At 29.4% G+C, this 22,387-nt stretch carries 22 protein-coding genes and 2 tRNA genes; 10 read left to right on the top strand and 14 right to left on the bottom strand.

The window, feature by feature from the left end:
- Positions 1-4: 4 nt before the first annotated feature.
- From HALO113_RS12240 to HALO113_RS12225, 4 genes are all read right to left on the bottom strand, one after another.
- The gene (locus tag HALO113_RS12240) at positions 5-1,588 is read right to left on the bottom strand and encodes a sensor histidine kinase KdpD (protein ID WP_159779284.1); all 1,584 of its coding nucleotides are present in this window, start codon (positions 1,586-1,588) and stop codon (positions 5-7) included.
- 71 nt (positions 1,589-1,659) lie between these two features.
- Complete coding sequence (gene coaE / locus HALO113_RS12235) at positions 1,660-2,247, bottom strand: dephospho-CoA kinase (protein ID WP_159779283.1); 588 nt, start codon at positions 2,245-2,247, stop codon at positions 1,660-1,662.
- Complete coding sequence (locus HALO113_RS12230) at positions 2,244-3,245, bottom strand: glycosyltransferase family 2 protein (protein ID WP_159779282.1); 1,002 nt, start codon at positions 3,243-3,245, stop codon at positions 2,244-2,246. Before HALO113_RS12230 ends, coaE begins: the two co-directional genes overlap by 4 nt.
- 132 nt (positions 3,246-3,377) lie before the next feature.
- Positions 3,378-4,244 carry a T9SS type A sorting domain-containing protein gene (locus HALO113_RS12225; protein WP_159779281.1) on the bottom strand — a complete coding sequence of 289 codons (867 nt, stop codon included), beginning with the start codon at positions 4,242-4,244 and terminating at the stop codon, positions 3,378-3,380.
- A gap of 182 nt (positions 4,245-4,426) precedes the next feature.
- Between HALO113_RS12225 and HALO113_RS12220 the strand changes: the two genes are divergently transcribed.
- Positions 4,427-4,813, top strand: coding sequence for a hypothetical protein (locus HALO113_RS12220; protein ID WP_159779280.1), 387 nt, complete (start codon positions 4,427-4,429; stop codon positions 4,811-4,813).
- Positions 4,814-4,952: 139 nt separating this feature from the next.
- Here the strand turns inward: HALO113_RS12220 and glmM are convergent, their stop codons facing one another.
- A complete protein-coding gene (gene glmM / locus HALO113_RS12215; protein ID WP_159779279.1) occupies positions 4,953-6,353 on the bottom strand; it encodes a phosphoglucosamine mutase in 1,401 nt (466 codons plus the stop codon).
- A 107-nt stretch (positions 6,354-6,460) separates the two neighbouring features.
- Here glmM and HALO113_RS12210 point away from each other — a divergent pair, with 107 nt between their 5' ends.
- Genes HALO113_RS12210 through HALO113_RS12200 form a run of 3 tightly spaced genes read left to right on the top strand, consistent with a single transcriptional unit; the run spans position 6,461 to position 9,960 of the window.
- A complete protein-coding gene (locus HALO113_RS12210) occupies positions 6,461-7,045 on the top strand; it encodes an ACP phosphodiesterase (RefSeq protein ID WP_159779278.1) in 585 nt (194 codons plus the stop codon).
- A 47-nt stretch (positions 7,046-7,092) separates the two neighbouring features.
- Positions 7,093-8,919 (top strand): chloride channel protein, encoded by a 1,827-nt coding sequence (locus HALO113_RS12205; RefSeq protein ID WP_159779277.1) that lies wholly within the window; start codon positions 7,093-7,095, stop codon positions 8,917-8,919.
- Between the two features lie 51 nt (positions 8,920-8,970).
- A complete protein-coding gene (locus HALO113_RS12200) occupies positions 8,971-9,960 on the top strand; it encodes a tetratricopeptide repeat protein (RefSeq protein ID WP_159779276.1) in 990 nt (329 codons plus the stop codon).
- 30 nt (positions 9,961-9,990) lie between these two features.
- On the opposite strand, the gene HALO113_RS12195 is transcribed toward HALO113_RS12200, so the two are convergent.
- The 6 genes from HALO113_RS12195 to proS form a co-directional block, all read right to left on the bottom strand.
- Positions 9,991-10,431: a hypothetical protein gene (locus tag HALO113_RS12195; protein WP_159779275.1), complete on the bottom strand. Its 441-nt coding sequence runs from the start codon at positions 10,429-10,431 to the stop codon at positions 9,991-9,993.
- A gap of 48 nt (positions 10,432-10,479) precedes the next feature.
- The gene (gene typA / locus HALO113_RS12190; protein ID WP_159779274.1) at positions 10,480-12,276 is read right to left on the bottom strand and encodes a translational GTPase TypA; all 1,797 of its coding nucleotides are present in this window, start codon (positions 12,274-12,276) and stop codon (positions 10,480-10,482) included.
- Between the two features lie 146 nt (positions 12,277-12,422).
- Positions 12,423-12,674: a 30S ribosomal protein S20 gene (gene rpsT / locus HALO113_RS12185; protein WP_159779273.1), complete on the bottom strand. Its 252-nt coding sequence runs from the start codon at positions 12,672-12,674 to the stop codon at positions 12,423-12,425.
- A 159-nt stretch (positions 12,675-12,833) separates the two neighbouring features.
- Positions 12,834-12,905 (bottom strand) — tRNA-Glu (locus HALO113_RS12180).
- Positions 12,906-12,920: 15 nt separating this feature from the next.
- A tRNA-Glu gene (locus HALO113_RS12175) sits at positions 12,921-12,992 on the bottom strand.
- A 79-nt stretch (positions 12,993-13,071) separates the two neighbouring features.
- The gene (gene proS / locus HALO113_RS12170; protein ID WP_159779272.1) at positions 13,072-14,550 is read right to left on the bottom strand and encodes a proline--tRNA ligase; all 1,479 of its coding nucleotides are present in this window, start codon (positions 14,548-14,550) and stop codon (positions 13,072-13,074) included.
- Positions 14,551-14,649: 99 nt separating this feature from the next.
- On the opposite strand from proS, the gene HALO113_RS12165 reads away from it, so the two are divergent.
- The 6 genes from HALO113_RS12165 to HALO113_RS12140 all read left to right on the top strand — a co-directional run bounded on the left by HALO113_RS12165 (position 14,650) and on the right by HALO113_RS12140 (position 20,714).
- A complete protein-coding gene (locus HALO113_RS12165; protein WP_159779271.1) occupies positions 14,650-15,669 on the top strand; it encodes a hypothetical protein in 1,020 nt (339 codons plus the stop codon).
- Positions 15,670-15,783: 114 nt separating this feature from the next.
- Positions 15,784-17,265, top strand: coding sequence for an OmpP1/FadL family transporter (locus tag HALO113_RS12160; protein ID WP_159779270.1), 1,482 nt, complete (start codon positions 15,784-15,786; stop codon positions 17,263-17,265).
- Between the two features lie 221 nt (positions 17,266-17,486).
- Positions 17,487-18,800 carry a 30S ribosomal protein S12 methylthiotransferase RimO gene (rimO, locus tag HALO113_RS12155; protein ID WP_159779269.1) on the top strand — a complete coding sequence of 438 codons (1,314 nt, stop codon included), beginning with the start codon at positions 17,487-17,489 and terminating at the stop codon, positions 18,798-18,800.
- 17 nt (positions 18,801-18,817) lie between these two features.
- Complete coding sequence (locus HALO113_RS12150; RefSeq protein WP_159779268.1) at positions 18,818-19,345, top strand: hypothetical protein; 528 nt, start codon at positions 18,818-18,820, stop codon at positions 19,343-19,345.
- Between the two features lie 6 nt (positions 19,346-19,351).
- Entirely contained in the window at positions 19,352-20,341 is a 990-nt protein-coding gene (locus HALO113_RS12145; RefSeq protein WP_159779267.1) for a metal-dependent hydrolase, read from the top strand.
- Positions 20,342-20,477: 136 nt separating this feature from the next.
- Positions 20,478-20,714 (top strand): YdcH family protein, encoded by a 237-nt coding sequence (locus HALO113_RS12140; protein WP_159779266.1) that lies wholly within the window; start codon positions 20,478-20,480, stop codon positions 20,712-20,714.
- Positions 20,715-20,796: 82 nt separating this feature from the next.
- Here the strand turns inward: HALO113_RS12140 and HALO113_RS12135 are convergent, their stop codons facing one another.
- From HALO113_RS12135 to HALO113_RS12125, 3 genes are all read right to left on the bottom strand, one after another.
- The gene (locus HALO113_RS12135) at positions 20,797-21,339 is read right to left on the bottom strand and encodes a DUF1003 domain-containing protein (protein WP_159779265.1); all 543 of its coding nucleotides are present in this window, start codon (positions 21,337-21,339) and stop codon (positions 20,797-20,799) included.
- Between the two features lie 44 nt (positions 21,340-21,383).
- Positions 21,384-21,746 carry a DUF2200 domain-containing protein gene (locus HALO113_RS12130; RefSeq protein WP_159779264.1) on the bottom strand — a complete coding sequence of 121 codons (363 nt, stop codon included), beginning with the start codon at positions 21,744-21,746 and terminating at the stop codon, positions 21,384-21,386.
- Positions 21,747-21,858: 112 nt separating this feature from the next.
- Positions 21,859-22,386, bottom strand: coding sequence for a redoxin domain-containing protein (locus HALO113_RS12125; protein ID WP_159779263.1), 528 nt, complete (start codon positions 22,384-22,386; stop codon positions 21,859-21,861).
- Position 22,387: the final 1 nt, after the last annotated feature.

Raw genomic sequence — 22,387 nt, 5'->3', positions numbered from 1 at the left:
ATTTCTAATTTATTAAGGGCATTTTTAATACAAATACACTTCCTTTTCCTTTCTCACTTTCAACATAGATTTGTCCGTTATGATCTTCTACAATTTGTTTTACATAAGCTAAACCTAAACCATGACCTTTCACATTATGTAAATCTCCTGTATGTTCTCTATAAAATTTTTCAAATACTCTTTTTTGAGCAACTTTACTCATTCCTGAACCTTGATCTTTAATTTTTATAACAATATAATCTTTAATATTTTCAACATATATATCAATTACTGGTGCACCTGGAGAATATTTTACTGCATTATCTAAAATATTTACCAATACATTCGTAAAGTGTACTTCATTTAACAAAATGGTTGATCTTTTTGCATCTATATGCTTTTTTATTTGACCACTTCTATCTTCTACAATTAAGCTTATATGTTCAATAGCATTGTCAATTATATTTAAAATATCCATTGGCTCTTTTGAAATATCTAATTCTTTTTTTTCAAGCTTAGATATTCTTAACACATTTTCAACCTGTGCATGCATACGTTTATTTTCATCTTTAATCATTTGAAGATAACGTTGAACTTTATCTTTATCTTCAATAATTTTAGGATTTTTTATAGCATCGAGTGCTAAATTAATCGTTGCTATAGGTGTTTTAAATTCATGCGTCATATTGTTGATAAAATCAGTTTTAATCTCAGATATTTGTTTTTGAGTTATTAACTGATTTAATGCACTTGAAAATGTTAATACAATTATTAATGTAAATAAAATAGATAATACCGTTATACTTAAAATAGATGAAAAAAAGAACTTACTTTTTTGTGGAAAAGTAACCAGCAATTGATATTGACTCATTCCTTCATTATCTTGAAATACTGGAATTCCATAAGTAGATTTTTTATCGTATTTAAAAAGGTCTGAACGAATTTTCGTTGCTAAACCATTACTATATATTGCAAACTCATAAGGTGTTTTAATTTGATATTTTTCTAATTCACTCTTTAAAAATTTATCTAAATCTTCTTTACTAATTCTATCTTGAATAGGCCTTTGAGAAACAATATCTTTAAAAAACAACTGAAAATTAGCTTCATCTAATGTCGATAAACTTCCTTTTTTTTCAATAGTTATATCTGGTTTTTTATTCATTTCAATAGAACTATTGTCTAAAGCAGTACCCGCATAAATTTCTGTTTTCCTATTAGCTAAAATATTCCCAACTTTAATTGTATCTGCATTTTTATCAAAGAACGAACCACTAATTCCATAATCCTGTGAGACTAAAGAACTGGTATAAATGATAGTTTCATTTGTTTTTTTATTTCGCTCCATAAAGAAAAATTCTTTCAAAGTTTTTTCTTCTGGATCTTTACCAATACTATCTCTAATTTTATAATATTTCCTATAAAAAGAATATAATTCTTTATTGTTTATATTTTCTGCAACATTAACAATTATCTGTTGAACATGTAATTTAAACTCTTCTTCACTTTTCTTTAAAGAAGTATTTATCCAGTATAATTGTACTAAAATAATTCCAATGAGTGAAACACTCATTAAGAATACTAGTAGTCTAAACCTTTTTTTGTTCATCTATACAAAATTAGTATTTTAACATTTAGCCAATTAAAACATTAACCAAAGATTAACATTAATATCATTTTTTACGATATATTTAAAAAATTAAGAATTTTATCAATCTCTTTAAATGTGTCGCTAATTTTAACATTTGTTACAACAAAATCACTTTTCATTGATTTTTCTTCATCTGAAAGTTGATTTTTCATCCTTTTTATTATTTCATTTTTACTAATATTGTCTCTTTTCATTATCCTTTCAATCTTTATTTCTTCAGGAGCAGTAATTAGAATTATTTTATCACATTCTTTGTTCCCTCCTGTTTCAAATAAAATAGCAACTTCTTTAATAATAAAAGGAGAATCCTTATGTTTTTGAAGCCAATCTATAAAATGAGTTTTTACTTTTGGATGTACAATTTCGTTCAACTGTTTAAGTAAAATGGGATTGTTAAATACAATGGCACCTATTTTTTTGCGATCTAGTTGCCCATTATCGAGTAGCACTTTTTCGGTAAACATTTTTTGTATCTCATCAATAACTAATTGTTCAGACATGATTTTTTTTGCTTCATCATCGGCTATATATATAGGTATTCCTTTAGAAGCAATATATTTAGCTACTGTACTTTTACCACTACCTATACCACCTGTCAAACCAATTATTTTTGTCATTTTATTTTAAAAAAAAGTTCTGGATGCGCTTTTTCTGGATTCAATTTAAATAAGAAAATATTTAAGAATGAATTTAAAAATCCTATGCCATAGCCATAAAATTGAATAGCTGTTGCCACTATAGAATAAAACGCGATAATAATATTTTTATTTTGTAATAATGATACTACAAAAATCATTCCAAAATAAAACAAATATACGCAAAGAGGTAAAAAGAATGAAAACAGCAATAAACACAAACTCATTACAAAACCTAATAAAAACAAAGTAGGAAACCAAAAAGTTATTTTTGTATATTTTGGATACCAAAAATTTAATATAGGTCTTGCTTTTCCAAACTTATTTACTTGAATATAAAATTTATTCCAATCGATTCGTCGTTTATGATACACAAAAGCTTCTTTGATTAGTTTGGTTTTAAAACCAAGTTCCCATAATCTAATAGATAAATCAGGGTCCTCTCCAGGATGTATATTTCCAAAACCCTTCGAAGCCTCAAAAGCTTTTTTAGATAATCCCATGTTAAAACTTCTAGGTTGAAATTTATCTATTTTTTCACTACCACCTCTTATACCACCAGTTGTTAAGAAAGAGGTCATTGAAAAATTAATTGCTTTTTGAATATTAGAAAAAGATGATAAAGCACTATCTGGACCACCAAAACAATCTACAAATTCTTTTTTTAATGAAGTTGATACATTAAGTAAATAATCTTGAGGCAAGATGCAATCAGAATCTAAAATTATAAAGTAGTCTCCTTTTGCTCTTTCCATGCCATAATTTCTAGAATTCCCTGGTCCAGAATTAGGTTTAAAATAATAAGAAATGAACAATTTCGACTCAAACTTTTGTATAATATGATGACAAGGAATCGTTGAGCCATCCTCGATAACTACAACTTCAAAATTTTCGGAGAAATTAAAGCGGGTCATACTTTCAAGTAATTCTTCAATTTCATCAGGCCTATTATAAACAGGTATAATAAAAGAAAAAAGCATCTTTGTTTTTTTAACAAAGATACTCTTTATAAACTCAAGAACACATCCTAAATTAATTTTTTACTTACTATAATTAATAAGTAAAAGATTTAGAAATATATAGAAACATGAAAAAAGGCTAATAGCATGTAATTATTGAGTAACTGTTAATGTCTTAGTAAAACTATTTTTATTTGTTGTTATTTTTAAAAAATACACTCCCGCTTTTAAAAAATTTTTATCCATTTTATATTTATGAGTAGTATCAGCATTTATATTTTCTAATTGCATATCTCTCATTAATTGCCCATGCATATTATACATTTCAATAGTTATATCTGTTGGATAATTAAAAGATAACTCTATTGTAAAATCATCTATTACTGGATTTGGGTAAATATTTATTAAAGCTGATTTTTCTGTATAAATTATATCAGAACAAGTTAAAAAACCGTTATCTGTATTTCCTCCATCAAAGTTTTCATTTATAGCAGTTGCAGTTGCATTCAATTCACTAAAAGAATACCCTGTAATACATCCACCTATTGCACTATTAGCTAATTCCAAGAAATCATAAACAGTCATACCTTCAAAAACACCCTCATTAATTATTAGGTTACCCAAATAAATAGCATTGGAAGAAAAGTCTTCATCATATTCATCAAAATAAACTGCTAAAGTTATACCTACCAGTTGTGCTGCCAATACATTTTTATAAGTTCTACCTGGATTAATTAATACTCCCTCATTTAATGCTCTTGGTGTTGACCCTGATGGCAAAAAGTTATTAACAGCTTGCGAAGAAGTAAATAACAAAGTATTTTCGTTACATCCTATTGTTAATCCGTTGGGAAATGCAAATTCAAAAAAGGCATCTCTGTAGCAACCCGGATTTTGTCCATTACAATTAGCTCCCCATCCTCCTATTGTAAATGTTTTAAATCCTTCACAATCTTGAGCGATTAAGGAAGTGGCATTTAAAATTAAAAATGTAATAATTAGAAATAATTTTATTTTCATATTTGTTTTGTTTGTTTTGTTTGTTTGACTCTTATAAAACATTTTACAATAGATTTACCCTACCTCTTTTCAAATTTTATTGTTCTAATTAAATTCATTTTAAATTTTACACATTACAATATTATTTAATAATAAATTTTATGTTTTTAATATATTTGTCATTAATTAAAAGAATAAATAAAATGTCCCCATTTATAACAAAAAAACACTTACTAGTAATCGCATTATTTTTGCTATTTTTTATCCCTCAAGATTTGTATTCACAAGGTCCTCCACCTTGGGCACCTGCACATGGATATAGAGCTAAAACAAAGCATATTTATTTCCCAGATCAAAATTTCTATTATGATATTGAAAAAAAAGTATATTTGTATTTAAGCAATGGTAGTTGGTCTGTATCAGTAAGCATTCCGTCATCTTTGGGGAATATAAATTTAACCAACGCACGTAAAGTAGAGTTAGAGATTGGAGGCCATACACCTTACCAATATAATGACAAACACATTATAGCTTATAAAAAACCTAAAAAGGAGAAAAAAGAAAAAAAAGGGAAAGGCGATAAGCATTAAAAGAAACTGTCCAAAAAGTCTACAAAGGTGCCCTTTTGAATTTATTATAGAATTTGAAAATATTGATTATTAGTCTAATTTAGAATCTGAAACAAGTTCAGATTGACAAAAATCATTACTTTTTGGACAGCTTCTTTTACTAAATACTTGCTATTTCTTTTAGTTCATTAACAAATCTTTCTGCAAGTATATCGGCTTCTTTTTGAGAGGGAGCTTCTGTATAAATACGAATAATAGGCTCTGTATTAGATTTTCTAAGATGCACCCATTCTGTAGGAAAATCTATTTTAACACCATCAATTGTAGAAATATCTTCATTCTTATATTTATCAGTCATTGATTTTAAAATTAAATCTACATCAATTTGAGGTGTCAATTCAATTTTATTTTTACTCATAAAATACTGAGGATAACTGGCTCTTAATTCAGCTACTGTAGTATTTTGTTTTGCCAAATGTGTTAAAAACAAAGCCACACCCACTAAACTATCTCTACCATAATGACTTTCTGGATAAATAATGCCTCCATTTCCTTCACCTCCAATTATTGCATTGGTTTCTTTCATTAAGGTAACCACATTTACTTCACCCACAGCACTTGCTTGGTATTTTCCTCCATGTTTTTCAGTAATATCTCGTAATGCTCTTGAAGAAGACATGTTTGACACTGTATTCCCTTTGGTTTTACTTAAAACATAATCGGCTACAGCCACTAAAGTATATTCTTCACCGAACATTTCGCCATCATTTGAAATAAAAGCCAATCGATCCACATCTGGATCAACTACAATTCCAAAATCTGCTTTTTCTTCTACGACCAATTTACAAATGTCTGCTAAATGCTCTTTCAAAGGTTCTGGATTATGAGGAAAATGTCCGTTTGGCTCACAATATAGTTTTACAACTTCCACTCCCATTTGTTCTAATAAATTAGGGATAACAATACCTCCAGAAGAATTTACACCATCAACAACAACCTTAAATTGTTTTGCTCTTACAGCTTCAACATCTACTAAAGGTAATGCTAAAACTTCATCAATATGGATATCCATATAAGAAGAATTCTCTGTAACTTCTCCTAAATGATCTACATCGGAAAAATCAAAAGCTTCTTTTTCAGCAATATTCAATATAGTAGCTCCATCTTCACCATTTAAAAACTCTCCCTTATTGTTAAGTAGTTTTAATGCATTCCATTGTTTTGGATTGTGAGAAGCCGTTAAAATAATACCTCCATCCGCTTTTTCTAAAGGCACTGCAATCTCTACTGTAGGCGTAGTCGATAATCCTAAATCGATAACGTCAATACCTAAACCTATTAATGTATTTTGAACCAAATTATGTATCATTGATCCAGAAATTCGAGCATCTCTTCCAATCACTACTTTTAATTTCTTATTTGAAGATGTTAATCCTATGGTCTGTTTTAAAAATGTTCCATAGGCAGATGCAAACTTTACGGCATCAACTGGAGTAAGATTATCACCCACTTTTCCTCCTATAGTACCACGAATACCAGATATTGATTTTATTAAGGTCATATTATTATTAAATTTTGATGAGCAAAGATAAGACAGTTATGTTTTAAAAAAAAATTGACAAATTTTCCTATATTTACACATATCAACTATTTTCAAATCATATTATAATGAACTTTCTTGCTCACATTTATCTTTCTGGAGATAATGATTTAATAAAAATCGGGAATTTTATGGCAGATGGAATTAAAGGTGACGATTATAAAAATTATAGTACAGACTTAAGGAAAGGAATTTTATTACATAGAGCAATTGATTCCTATACTGATTCGCATCCTATCTTTAGAAAAAGTAAACATCGTTTACATGAGCATTATGGACATTATTCTGGTGTCATAATGGATATTTTTTATGATCATTTTCTAGCAAAAAATTGGTCCTTATATTCGGATATACCTTTATCGCAATATGTCTTTAATTTTTATAAATTATTAGAAAACAATTTTGATATTCTTACTTTACGAATCCAGAAAATGTTTCCTTCTATGGTAAAAGAAAATTGGCTAGTTAGTTATGCAGACATTTACGGTTTAAATAAAATCTTGTACCAAATGGATTATAGAACTCAATTTCAGTCCAAAATGCAATATGCAACAAATGAATTACGAGAATATTACGAAGATTTTGAATCTGAATTTTTTATTTTTTTTGAAGATATTCAAAAGATGGTTTCACAAAAAATAGATAATAATTAGTGTAATTTTTCATTATAGTTTAAATTAGCAAAAATTTAGATTTGATAATGTCTACAGCTAAAAAAAAAACTATATTTCAATCATTAAGTAAAAACTTCAAAAAATTAGAAAGATTAGTTTTCGTACTTAAATCACTACTCACTCCACGTCAGTTTATTTATTTTTCGTGTGTTTTAGTAGGTATATCTTCAGCATTAGCAGTAATCATACTAAAAACGTTTGCACATTTTGTTTACAATTTTGCCCAATATCTAAATAAACTTTTACATCTTCCTTACAGTAATAGTATTTTACCCATACTAGGTATCTTATTAACGGTTTTTATAATAAAAAAAATATTAGACGGTTCTATTCAAAAAGGAACATCTCATATTATGTATGCTGTAGCCAAAAAAGGAGGTATCATGCCCATAAAGCAAATGTATTCACAAATTTTGACGAGTTCATTTACTGTTGGCTTAGGTGGAAGTGCAGGATTAGAATCTCCTATTACCATAACGGGTGCAGCATTTGGCAGTAATTATGCACAAAATTATCGATTAACATATAAAGACCGATCTTTACTTCTAGCCTGTGGAGTTGCTTCAGGAATTGCTGCAGCATTTAATGCTCCTATTGCTGGTGTTCTTTTCGCTATTGAAGTTGTTTTAGCCGAAATTAGTATTACAGCTTTCATTCCTATAATGATTAGCTCTGCAACTGGAGCACTAGTATCGGCTATTATTTTAAATGAAGATATATTATTAGTCTTCAAGAAAGGTGAAGATTTCGATTATCATAATATACCTTATTATATTTTATTAGGTATATTATCAGGTTTTTTATCTATTTACTATGCTAGAATTTTTAGAAAATTAGAACATTATTTTTCAAATCTAAAAATGGGATTATATCGAAAAGCAATTTTTGGTGCTTCGATTTTAGCTGCTTTAATTTTTTTATTTCCCTCATTGTTTGGTGAAGGATATGAAAGTATTAAAACATTAGCCAATTCAAATCCAGGAAAAATATTAGAAAACACTTTACTTCATGAATACACTTCTAATAATTGGGTATTATTGTTTTTTGTAGGGTTAACGATGATGATAAAAGTTTTTGCGACAGGATTAACACTAGGTTCAGGTGGAAATGGTGGTAATTTTGCTCCCTCTTTATTTGTTGGTTCCTACTTAGGTTTTTCTGTTGCTCAATTATGTAATTTACTAGGAATTACAAAAAATTTATCAATAAGCAATTTTACATTAGTAGGTATGGCTGGAGTTTTAAGTGGATTATTTCATGCCCCATTGACCGCTATATTTTTAATTGCTGAAATAACGAGCGGTTACAATTTAATGGTGCCTTTAATGATTGTTTCTTCGGTAAGTTTTGCAATTTCCAAACGATTCGAACCCTATTCTTTCGACATTAAGCATTTAGCAGATAAGGGAGAAGTTTTTACCAATGATAAAGACAAAAACATACTAACTTCTTTACATATTTCAAGTTTTATCTTAACTAATTACAAAGCTATTTCCGAATCCAATTCACTAGAAAGTTTGGTTGAAATTATTAAATTTTCAGATGATACTATTTTTCCAGTTTTAAATGAAAAGAAAGAACTATTAGGTTTAATTCATTTAGATGACAACAAAATAAGAACTATTATTTTTTCTGCTTTTAAAGTAAAATATACTTCTACACATGAAATAATGCAAGCTCCAAAAGAGATTGTATTACACAATGAAAGTATTGAAAGTGTTTTGGAAAAATTTGAAAAAACGGATACCTCTATATTACCTGTTTTTAGAAATGGAATTTTTATCGGTTTCATTAACAAAATAATGATTTTAGAAAAATATAGAAGTCAATTAAAAGAAATGGTAATAGAATAATTTTTTTTTGAACTTTTTTAATAATATATTTAGAATCCTAATCTTACAATTATGAAATCAAATTTATTATTACTTGTTATCTTATTAACCATCTCTGAAAACTTTGCGCAAGAAAAGAAAAAAGAAAATTTTAAATTTAATAAGGAAAACTTCTTAAAAGAATTATCAGAAAATGCATGCGAATGTATTGACTCAATAAGTACTTATAATAAAATTAAAGATTCGATTGCTTCTGAAATAAATACTTGTATAGACAAACAAGTTACAGTTTATCAATTTGGTTTACAAATTGCAAATATTGAGATAGATACAGAACCGGCAAATGATAGTACCAAAACAAAAAAGAAGGATGTAAACATAGTTATCGCCTCTAATCCAGAATCAAAGCAATATAAAGAAGCCTATTATGAATTAGAAAGATATTTATTAAATAATTGTGTCGCTTTAAAAAGTAAAATTGCTACAAATGACAAATTGAATAATAATTCACTATCTAACAACACATTAGCTTTAGAATATTACAACTATGGCTTAGAAGCCTCTGAAGCTGAAGAATACGAAAAAGCAATTAACTTCTATAAAAAAGCGGTAACAGTTGATCCTAATTTTGCCTTTGCATACGACAATATGGGAGTTTCATATAGGAAATTAAATCAATTTGATGAGGCGATTAAAGCATATGAGAAATCTTTAAAAATTGATCCAAATGGACTATTACCTTTACAAAATATTGCCATCGCTTATTCTTATAAAAAAGAATATAAAAAAGCGATTAAAGCTTATGAAAAATTAAGAGATATTCAACCCGATAATCCTGAAGTATTTTATGGTATTGGGCTAATTTATTTCCAAAACCTAAATGATTTTGAGAAAGCTTTAGACAATATGTGTAAAGCCTATATAATTTACATTCAACAAAAATCACCTTATCGTTCTGATGCCGAAAAAATAATACAAATGCTCTATTCAGAATTTAAAAACAAAAATAATTTAGAAACTTTCAATAAGATACTTGAAAAAAATAATATCAATCAGAACTAAAAAAAGCCCAGATAAGGGCTTTTTAATTATTTATTTTGTATAAAATTTCCAATCAAATTCATCTTGATTCGTAAATACTGCTCCAATTTCAATTTTAAAAACCTGATCATAATCCACATTTACAAAAAGCCAAGAATCTTCAAAGAAATAATTTTCTGTTCCATCTACTATTTCTGTTTCAAAATCTTTTAACTTGTTATTTTGCAACAATTGATTTACTTCATTCCAAGATTTACCAATTATTTTAGTGTCAAATAACTCCAAATCTTCATTTATTGAAGTAATGTATCCTAAGCGCAATTCCTCTTCGTCATAAAAGGTTAAACGCATTTTATATGTATTATATACATATACAATATTATCTTCTTCATCAATATATTGTTTGTTTGGTTTACCATAAATAGCTTCTACATCTTTTTGCTTCATTCCAAACAGTAATTGATCTATTCCATATTTTAATTTTACTTTCATACTAATATATTATAAAAAAACTGCCTCTTTCAAGGCAGTTTATATTATTTACATTTTAAAACGCTTTCTGTCGTTTTCATTTAAATAAATCTTACGCAAACGTAACGATTTTGGGGTTACTTCAACATATTCATCTTTTTGAATATATTCTAACGCTTCTTCTAAAGAGAATTTTATTGCAGGAATAATTCTCGCTTTATCATCAGCTCCAGAAGAACGTACGTTCGTTAATTTTTTAGTCTTCGTAACGTTTACCACCATATCATCACCACGAGAGTTTTCACCAATTACCTGACCTTCATAGATATCTTCATTAGGATCAACAAAGAATTTACCTCTTTCTTGTAATTTATCAATTGAATAAGGAATTGCTTTACCATTTTCCATAGAAATTAAAGAACCACTTAAACGTCCTGGAATTTCACCTTTATAAGGCTGGTATTCAATAAATCTATGAGCCATAATAGCTTCACCTGCAGTTGCTGTTAACAATTGGTTACGTAAACCAATAATTCCTCGAGAAGGAATATTAAATTTAATAATCATTCGCTCTCCTTTAGGTTCCATACTTAACATTTCTCCCTTACGAATGGTCACAAATTCTACAGCTCTACCCGATAAATTTTCTGGTAAATCGATTGTTAATTCCTCAATTGGCTCACATTTTACACCATCAATTTCTTTAATAATTACTTGAGGTTGTCCAATTTGTAATTCATATCCTTCTCTTCTCATGGTTTCAATTAAAACCGATAAGTGAAGTACTCCACGACCAAAAACCAAGAATTTATCAGCACTATCTGTTTCTTGTACACGTAATGCTAAATTTTTCTCTAACTCTTTAGTCAAACGATCTTTAATATGACGAGACGTTACAAATTTACCTTCTTTACCAAAGAATGGCGAATCATTAATAGTGAACAACATACTCATCGTAGGCTCATCGATTGCAATAGTTTCTAAAGCTTCTGGATTTTCAAAATCAGCAACAGTATCCCCAATTTCAAATCCTTCTAAACCAACTAAAGCACAGATATCTCCTGCGACAACTTCAGCTACTTTTTTACGTCCTAAACCTTCAAAAGTATGTAATTCTTTAATTTTAGATTTTATAATTTTACCATCTCTTTTTACCAATGAAATGTTCATACCTTCTTTCAAAACACCTCTTTGCAGACGTCCAATAGCTATACGGCCTGTAAAACTTGAGAAATCTAACGAAGTAATTAACATTTGAGGTGTACCTTCAGAAACTTTAGGTGCTGGAACATTCTCTAAAACCATATCTAATAATGGTTCAATATTTTGAGTTTGATTTTTCCAATCATCCGACATCCAGTTGTTTTTAGCTGAGCCATATACCGTTGGGAAATCTAATTGCCACTCTTCTGCTCCTAATTCAAACATTAAGTCAAAAACTTTTTCATGCACTTCTTCAGGAGTACAGTTTTCTTTATCAACTTTATTGATTACTACACATGGTTTTAAACCTAAACTGATTGCTTTTTGTAATACAAATCGCGTTTGAGGCATAGGTCCTTCAAATGCATCCACTAATAAGCAAACACCGTCAGCCATATTAAGTACACGTTCCACTTCTCCACCAAAATCAGCGTGACCTGGTGTATCAATAATATTAATTTTAGTTCCTTTGTAAACTACAGATACATTTTTAGACGTAATTGTAATTCCTCTTTCTCGCTCTAAATCGTTGTTATCAAGGATTAAATCACCTGTATTTTCGTTTTCACGAAACAATTGACAGTGATACATAATTTTATCAACCAATGTAGTTTTACCATGGTCAACGTGTGCAATAATTGCGATGTTTCTAATAGACGTCATTTAACTATTTTTTTGAAGGTGCAAAATTAAGGTATTTTTTTGGATAAAACACTATATATGAAATAAGTAAATTACAAATAACACAAATATAACATACAAAAAAAGCTCTCAAATTAGAGAGCTTTTAAATATTTTTACTTTATAAATTATAAAGATGCTACGTGCTTAGTTAATTTTGATTTTAAGTTTGAAGCCTTGTTCGTATGAATAATATTTTTCTTAGCTAACTTATCAATCATAGAGATTACTGAAGACAACTTTGATGAAGCTTCTGCTTTGTCAGTAGCTAAACGAATTGATTTTATAGCATTACGAGTTGTTTTATGTTGGTATCTATTTAATACTCTTTTTTTCTCGTTACTTCTAATTCTTTTTAAAGCAGATTTATGATTTGCCATTTTGTACTTTTTTTAATTGTAATAATTATTATAAACTACTAGTTAAAAAAGAAAAACCTCCCACAATTACTTTTAAATAATCACTTTGGTTTTAACTAATAAAATAAATCTTTGAGACACTAAAGTTTTATTTTATAAAACTATTTCACAACTAATTTGTAGCCCGTAGGGGAATCGAACCCCTCTTACCAGGATGAAAACCTGGCGTCCTAACCGATAGACGAACGGGCCATTGAGTAAAATTTGTAGTCCGTACGGGAATCGAACCCGTGTTACCAGGATGAAAACCTGGCGTCCTAACCCCTAGACGAACGGACCATTATTTCTCTAATGCGGATGCAAAACTACAACTTTTTTTTATTCCTGCAAGCATCTTTAGAAAAATTTTTATTTTTTTTTAATATGCCTTAGCAAAAAGCACTCTTCCTTTTGACGGAAGCCCAGTAAAAACGCAGCTTCCAGCTTCTTCTACTCTATTTAAAGGAATACAACGAATAGTTGCTTTTGTAAGATCTTTTATCTTTTCTTCAGTTTCAGCTGTTCCATCCCAATGCGCAGAAATAAAACCTCCTTTGTTTTCTAAAACATCTTTAAATTCGTCAAATGTATTTACTTCTGTTATATGAAGCGCTCTGTAATCTACCGCTCTAGTAAATAAATCCTTCTGTATAGTATCTAACAAGTCTTGAATATAAGACTCAATACCTTCTTTAGTCACTAATTCTTTTGTTAATGTATCTCTCCTCGCTACTTCATAGGTTCCATTCTCTAGGTCTTTAGGACCTATTGCCAAACGCACAGGAACACCTTTTAATTCCCATTCTGCAAATTTAAATCCTGGTTTATGAGTATCTCTATTATCAAATTTAACAGAAATATTTAATTTTCGCAACGAAACAACTAACTTATTTACTTCTTCCGATATCGCATCAAATTGTTCTTCGTTCTTATAAATAGGTACAATAACCACTTGTATAGGCGCTAAATTTGGTGGCAATACTAAACCATTATCATCTGAATGCGTCATAACCAAGGCCCCCATTAAACGAGTTGAAACACCCCAAGAAGTTCCCCAAACATGTTCTAGTTTTCCTTCCTTACTTGTAAATTTCACATCAAAAGCCTTAGCAAAATTCTGACCTAAAAAATGAGAAGTTCCTGCCTGCAAGGCTTTTCCATCTTGCATTAAAGCTTCAATACAATACGTTTCATCTGCCCCTGCAAATCGTTCTGATTCTGTTTTAAGTCCTTTTACAACAGGAATTGCCATAAAATTTTGAACAAAATCAGCATAAACATTCATCATTTTTTCAGATTCTTCTATCGCTTCTGCTTTACTAGCATGTGCGGTATGTCCTTCTTGCCATAAAAACTCTGCTGTTCTTAAAAACAAACGGGTTCTCATTTCCCAACGCACCACATTTGCCCATTGATTTATTAAAAGCGGTAAATCTCTATAAGATTGCACCCAACCTTTATAAGTACTCCAAATGATTGCTTCACTAGTAGGTCTTACAATTAATTCTTCTTCTAACTTAGCTTCTGGATCAACTATCAATTTTCCCTTATGATCAGGATCATTAGTTAATCTATAATGAGTTACTATAGCACATTCTTTAGCAAAACCTTCTGCGTTTGTTTCTTCTGCTTCAAACATACTTTTAGGAACAAAAAGTGGAAAATAAGCATTTGTGTGACCCGTTTCTTTAAACATTCTATCTAATTCACCTTGCATTTTTTCCCAAATTGCATATCCGTAAGGTTTGATAACCATACATCCTCTAACTCCTGAATTCTCGGCCAAATCAGCTTTAACTACTAATTCGTTATACCATTTTGAATAATCTTCTGCTCTTGTTGTTAAGTTTTTGCTCATTATCTAGGTTTTGGCATAAATTTTGTTTATATTTATTTTAACTAAAAAGTTACGCAAAACTAACTATTTTTGTGATGTCCAACAATAAAAAAAAACGTTATGAAAGTTAATTTACCATTTTTAAGAAAATTTCACTTGTTTTCTTTAACAGGAATTCTAAGTGTACTTTTCGTTTCATGTGGTTCTTACCAAAATTCTTCTTATTATGATAATGATGGAGTGTATGGTTCTAATCAAAGAAACGAAAGTAATGTTGAAAATAAATATTCTGAACAAAATATGGAGAAATCTAATAAATATTCAGAACAATTTAGAAACATGCAAAACGATTACACTTACTTTACTGATGTTGACAACTACTCTTCAGAAGAAAATGATACTGTAGTAACAGTATATAGAAATTATGATACCAATTCCCAATATGCTGGATGGGGAAACAATTCTAGCAATGTCACTATCAATTATTATGACAATTGGGGTTGGAATAATTGGTATTCTCCATATTGGGGAATAGGTTGGAACAATTGGTATGGTTCAAGTTGGGGATGGGGTTATCCTTATTATGGTGCTTCATGGGGATGGAATTCTTGGTACGGACCTAGTTGGGGATGGGGATGGAATTCTTGGTATGGCCCAGGATGGAGTGGTTATTATAGCCCTTACTATTCTGGATATTATGGTTACAATGGATATTATAATAGAGGTGGTAGAAATATAGTTTACAATTCTGGAAGAAGAGGCGGTTCTAGTTATTACAATTCAACTAATGGAAATCGTTATTCAACCAATTACAATAACGCAAGAAGATCATCTAACACTTCAAGCAACTTCAACGGAACTAGAAATTCAGGAACAAGAAATACCTATTCTAACACAAGAAATTCTTCTAGCACAAGAAATACATATTCTACGCCTAGAAATAATTCATATTCTAATTCAAACTCCTATTCAAATTCTCCAACAAGAAGTAGTAGTTCATCTACTAGAAGCTCTGGAGGAAGTTACACTCCTTCTAGAAGTTCAGGCGGTTCTTATGGTGGTGGCTCATCGTCTGGTGGTGGCAGATCATCAGGAGGTGGTGGTGGCCGATCTGGAGGCGGAAGAGGTGGAAGAGGATAAAATTTCCCTATACATTGTTATAACTTTTAGGCCTATTTTTAGATTAGATAAGTATGCCATTTTTTTAAGCAGAAACTAAATTTAGGTTAAAATAAATTGCTAAAAATAAAATTCATGAAAAAAATATATATGCTACTTCTTCTCACTTTTGGTTATACAGGAATGAGTCAAGAAACTACAGTACAAGACGCTTTACGTTATTCTATGGATAATCTTACAGGAACAGCACGATTTAGAGCCATGAGTGGAGCATTTGGATCCTTAGGAGGAGATTTATCTGCCATAAATATTAACCCTGCAGGTTCTGCCATTTTTAACCACAATATGGCTTCTATAACAGCAAGTAGTTTCAACACTTATAATAAATCTAATTATTTTGGTGGAAGAACATCCGATAGTTATAGTATTTTGGATTTAAACCAAATAGGTGCTGTTTTTGTATTTGCCGACCAAAGTGGAAAAACAGATTGGAAAAAGTTTTCTTTGGCTATCAATTATGAAAATACAAATAATTTAGATGATAGGTTATTTTCTGCTGGTACAAATCCTAATAACACAATAGGTAATTATTTTTTAAATTTTGCACAAGGAATACCTGTTTCGGTCTTAGATAATTATACTTATGCAGAATTAAGTTTCCCTGAACAACAAGCTTATTTAGGCTACAACACCTATCTATTTGACCCAGATTCTCCAGACACTTATACTAGTAATATTCCTCCTGGAAATTTTTATCAAGAAAATTATATTGTTAGCAATGGTTATAACGGTAAATTAGCCTTTAACTTTGCTACTTCTTATAAAGACAAACTTTATTTGGGGCTAAATCTAAATGCTCATTTTACAGACTATGTAAGAAAATCAACCGTTTTAGAAAGAAATCATAATGACCCAAATATTGGTGTTACAGAGATTAAGTTTGATAACGAATTATACACTTATGGTGCTGGGTTTTCAATGAATTTGGGTGCTATTTTTCAGCCTATTGAAGAATTACGTTTAGGTGTTGCTTACGAATCTCCTACTTGGTATCGTTTAAATGATGAATTATCGCAGAGAATAAGAGCCGTTTCTATTGATGGTGCAAATACCTATGTTGATAGTTTTGATCCTAACGTATTGAATGTATATCCTACTTATAGATTACAAACCTCTCAAAAGCTTACAGGTAGCGCTTCTTATATATTTAAGAAAAAAGGGCTTATTAGTATAGATGCTTCTTTAAAAGATTATAGTATTACTAGATTCTCTCCTACTAATGATCCTGCTTATGTGAATCTAAATTCTTTTATGGCTGATAATTTAAAAACATCATTAGAAGTACGTATAGGTGGCGAATATAGAATTAAGCAATTTAGTTTACGAGCAGGTTATCGTTTTGACGAAAGTCCTTATAAAGTAGATTATGCTCTTGGCGATTTAACTGGTTATTCAGGAGGTGTAGGATTTAACTTTGGAGAAAGCAAATTAGATTTAGCTTATTCTCATACTGATAGAAATTACAATCAAAATTTTGTTTCTTCTGGCATGAATGATACTGCAAGGATTAGAACAAGACAAAATAATGTAACGCTTACTTACTCTATTAATTTTTAATAACTCTACAAAGTAAGTATTTATTCAGATCCTTCTTAACAGAAGGATTTTTTTTTACCTTATGCTTACAGCTAGCCCTGATTGTAGTGACATCCTCTCGATTTATCGAGAGATAAAACGGAAAGCAGGTAGAAACTTTAAAAAAACTCCCGAATGCTAATGCTTCTAATGAATAATTTTATGTAATTTTGCGCCCTAATCTTCGGGTGAATTTTAAGTATATGAGAACCAAATCGTTAAAGAAAAATAAAATCAATGTCATTACACTAGGATGCTCTAAAAATGTGTATGATAGTGAAGTTCTAATGGGACAATTAAAAGCTAATGGCAAAGAAGTGACTCATGAAGCAGCAAATGATGAAGGAAATATTATTGTAATTAATACTTGTGGTTTTATTGACAATGCTAAAGAGGAATCGGTAAATACGATTTTAGAATATGCTGAAAAAAAAGAACAAGGCTTAGTTGATAAAGTATTTGTTACAGGCTGTTTATCTGAAAGATACAGACCCGATTTAGAAAAAGAAATCCCAAATGTGGATCAGTTTTTTGGAACTACTGAACTCCCTTTGTTATTAAAAGCTTTAGGTGCTGATTATAAACACGAATTAATTGGAGAACGTTTAACGACTACACCAAAGAATTATGCCTATTTAAAAATATCGGAAGGTTGTGATCGCCCTTGTAGTTTTTGTGCCATTCCATTAATGAGAGGTAAACACATATCCACTCCTATTGAAAAACTAGTAATTGAAGCTGAAAAATTAGCCAAAAACGGTGTTAAAGAATTAATTCTTATTGCTCAAGATTTAACTTATTATGGGCTGGATTTATATAAAAAAAGAAACTTAGCGGAGTTACTTGAAGCTTTAATAAAGGTAGAAGGAATTGAATGGATTCGTTTACATTATGCATTCCCAACTGGTTTTCCAATGGAAGTTTTAGATTTGATGAAACGGGAACCAAAGATTTGTAATTACATCGACATTCCGTTGCAGCATATTTCTGATAATGTCTTAAAATCGATGCGAAGAGGTACAACCTATGAAAAAACGACCAACTTATTAAAAGATTTTAGAAAAACGGTTCCCGAAATGGCTATACGTACCACATTAATCGTTGGTTATCCTGGAGAAACAGAAGAAGATTTCCAAATTTTAAAAGATTGGGTAACTGAAATGCGTTTTGAACGTTTAGGTTGTTTTGCTTATTCTCATGAAGAAAATACGCATGCATATAGTCTTGTTGATGATATTCCAGATGAAGTAAAACAACAACGTGCTATGGAAATTATGGATATTCAAGCACAGATTTCTTGGGAATTAAATCAAGAGAAAATAGGTAAAATTTTTAAATGTGTGATTGATAGAAAAGAAGGAGAATATTTTATTGGTAGAACAGAATTTGATAGCCCAGATGTAGATAATGAAGTATTAGTTGATGCTTCCAAACACTATTTAAAGACGGGTGATTTTGTACAATTAAAAATTACTGATGCAACAGAGTTTGACTTGTATGCTGAACCTGTAAATTAAAAACACTAAAGCAATTTATGCAATCTTTTTTAAGAAAAAACAAATTAATTGATAGTTTAAGTTTATCCTTACCAAGCAATAAAGCAAAATTTATTGAAAAATTTAAGGAAAATGTAGAACCTTCTGATTTGTCATTTACTCCTTTTGAAGCTTTATCTAATAGCCCTTATATTTATAAAGGAAATATATTAGAAAACATCTTTACAATTCAAAAAAAGAAAAAATTATTTGCTGCAAAACAAACTCATCCTATTGCTACTGGAAAGATAATAGAAAATATAAATGGTATTACTGTTACTATGGAAATTAATGGCATTTCGCCAATAATGAAATTTTTTTATGGCTTTTTAATTTTCTTCTATTCTATTTTTATTCTTGCCATACTTTCTATTAGCTTTATAGATAGTTTATTTTCTTTAATTGCATTTCCATTTATAATTATTCATGCTACCCTAATGTTTACAATTCCTTTTTTTATGATAAAATCATCTGTAAAAAACTTCAAATTGGAAATTGAAAGAGAATTTTATTTTTGGATAAAATAAAAAATTATGGATTCACTATCACAAATTGTTTTAGGCGCTGCTACTTTCGCTTTAGTAAAAGATAAAGAAATTGGTAAAAAAGCTTTGCTTTATGGAGCTATTTTAGGCACAATTCCAGATTTAGATGTAGTGCTTAACTCTTTTTTTGATCCTATTCAACAATTAGCTATTCACAGAGCATTTTCACATTCTATCTTTTTCTCTTTTTTACTTAGCTTACTTTTTGCTAAATGGTTTTCTTACAAATACAAAACATCCTATTTATCTTGGTTTTGGGCTAGCTTTTTAGCCTTATTTACACATCCTTTATTAGATATTTGCACTACTTATGGAACTCGCATTTTATACCCTTTAAGTAGCTCTTTTTACAGTTTAGACAATGTATTTGTAATTGATCCATTATATACTATTTGGCTTTTAATTGGATGTATTGTTTTGCTCTTCATGAAGAATCAAAACCCTAAAAGAGATTTAGTTATAAAATGGGCTTTAACTTTATCAACAGCCTATTTAATTTTTGGATTAGTAGCTAACTTATATGTGCGAAATCATTTTAAAAATGAATTAGAAAGACAACAAATTAGTTATAACCAATTAAAAATCGTTCCAACACCTTTTAACACAATACTTTGGCAAGGCATTGTAAAAACTAATGAAGGACTTTATTTTGCCGATTATAGCTTACTTGATTCCAAAAAAACACTTGACTTTCATTATGAAAAAAACAATATAGCTTTCTTAGAGAGTAAACAAAATCTAAAAGAATTAGAGCCGTTTTTTAATTTTACAGAAGGATTCGCATTAGCGCGTGAGGAAGATGGAAAAATGAGCATATATGGTACGAAATTTGGACCTTTAGCTATTGAAAATGACAAGGCAATATTTCTATTTCCCTTAACTTTTAATGATGATGGCACTTATGTTTTAGAGCAAAAAAGACCAGACAATTTTAGTGAAATATTTAAAAAACTTTTTATTCGTCTAAAAGGGAATTAAAAATTCTTTATGCGGCAATATTTAATTTTACAATCTACTAATTTAACTTTATTTATTTCTTTTTCTTATGACAAATATCATATGAAAGATGCTTGATACTATCTAATTTTGAAAATAGATAATAAAAAAGAAAAATATGATTACAAAACATCAATTAGTGGTTGATTTTCCAGAGTTTGAAACTAAAATACACGATTTAAAATCTTCTGATGCTCATTTTAAAAAGCTTTTTGAAGAATATGATTCGGTAGATCATCAAATTTATCGTATAGAATCAGAAGCTGAACCAGCTTCAGATGACGTTTTAAATAGTTTACGAATGGAACGTGTACACAAAAAAGATGAGATTTACACTTATTTGAATAACAATTAATTTATCAATAACTAACTAAAATTTGATTAAAAAACCCTTTTGTTTATGAAAACAATAGGGTTTTTGCTTTTTTATTGTTGATTTATTTGTGTTTTTCCAAATGGCTTTCAATCTTTTTTAAGATTTCCATCTGTTTGGCTTGACTATCAAATAACACTTTAATTTGTTCCTGAACTAATAAATCTAATTTTTGATTTAAAGAACGAATTTCTAATTCTGCTTTTAAATTAATAAGATAATCATTTTCACTTCTTTTGCGATCTTTTTCTTCTTGCCTATTTTGACTCATCATAATTATGGGAGCTTGTAACGCAGCTACACAAGACAAAACTAAATTCATTAAAATAAATGGATAGGGATCAAATTGATCGCCTTTTGGTACTAATACATTAAAAAGAATCCAAACAGTTAAAAGTGATAAGAACGAAATTATAAAAAGCCAACTACCTCCAAAACGAGCTACTTTATCAGATATATTTTGACCTTTGGTGACAATCTCTTTTGGAGGATGCAACAGGTTTTGAATAATCAGATTTTCATCTTCAATCGTTTTCTTTACTATTTGCTGTAATTTTATGATTTGTTCGCTTTCAGCATTTAACAGCTTTTCTATGTCTTGATCCATATAATTTATATCTTATTCTTTGTTATATTACAAAAAAGGGATTATTATTTTCTTAGTATTTTTTCCATCTTCTTGCCTTTAGCCAATTCATCCACTAATTTATCTAAATAGCGAATTTGTTGGGTTAAAGGTGTGGAAATTTCTTCAATACGATAACCACAAATAACACCTGTAATTAAATTTGCCTTTGTATTGATTTTTGCTTCTTTAAAAAAAACCTCAAAAGTTACTTTTGTTGCAATATAATTATCTATTTCTTCTTTTGAAAAGCCAGTTAACCAATTCGTAACTTCATATAATTCGGAAAGCGTTCTTCCTTTTTTTTCAATTTTTGTAATATAATGTGGCCATACTGATGCTAATGTTAATTTGGCAATTTTCTGATCGTGTTCTGGTGTAGTATTCATAATTGCGTGATTTTATTTTACTACAATAAATTATAATTTAGCTATTTAATTCTTATTTTAAATAATTAAACTAAAAAACATTGGTAAGATAAAATTACTCCTTTCAAATAAGTTACACAACACTTTTGAGAATTTGTTCCAAAGGCAAATGATCTCCATAATGTTTTCCATAATAAGCTATTGCAATATTTCCACTTGGATTGACTAAAAATTCAGCAGGTAACAAATTAGGATCAGCATCCACCGTTATATTTTTATATTTTCCTCTTAAAGCTTTGTAAATTAAAATGGGATGTAATAGCAATTTTAGAGCAGCTAAATAGGAAGAATGGGTAACTTGATATTTTTGAAAGATTATCTTTTGAGGATCCGCAATTAAGGGAAAAGGAGCCGTTTCCTGTCCTACATATTGCAACATATTTTGAATTGAAGAGGGCCAAATACTAATGATTTCTATATTTTTTTCTTGAAAATACTTATAATTATGCATCAATTCTCTAGTACGTAACACACAAAATGGACAAGCGGCAAATCTATGAAAGGAAATATAGGTCCATTGGTTGTTTTTAAACTCGATTCGTTGAGCGTTTGCTATTGCATTGGCACTAAATATAGGTGCCTTATCTCCTTTTTGTAACATG

Origin of the sequence: Flavobacterium sp. 9AF, assembly GCF_902506265.1 — a bacterium.
Lineage (GTDB): Bacteria > Bacteroidota > Bacteroidia > Flavobacteriales > Flavobacteriaceae > Flavobacterium.
Note: the sequence above shows the minus strand (reverse complement) of the source record. Positions and strands in the feature narration are given on the sequence as shown.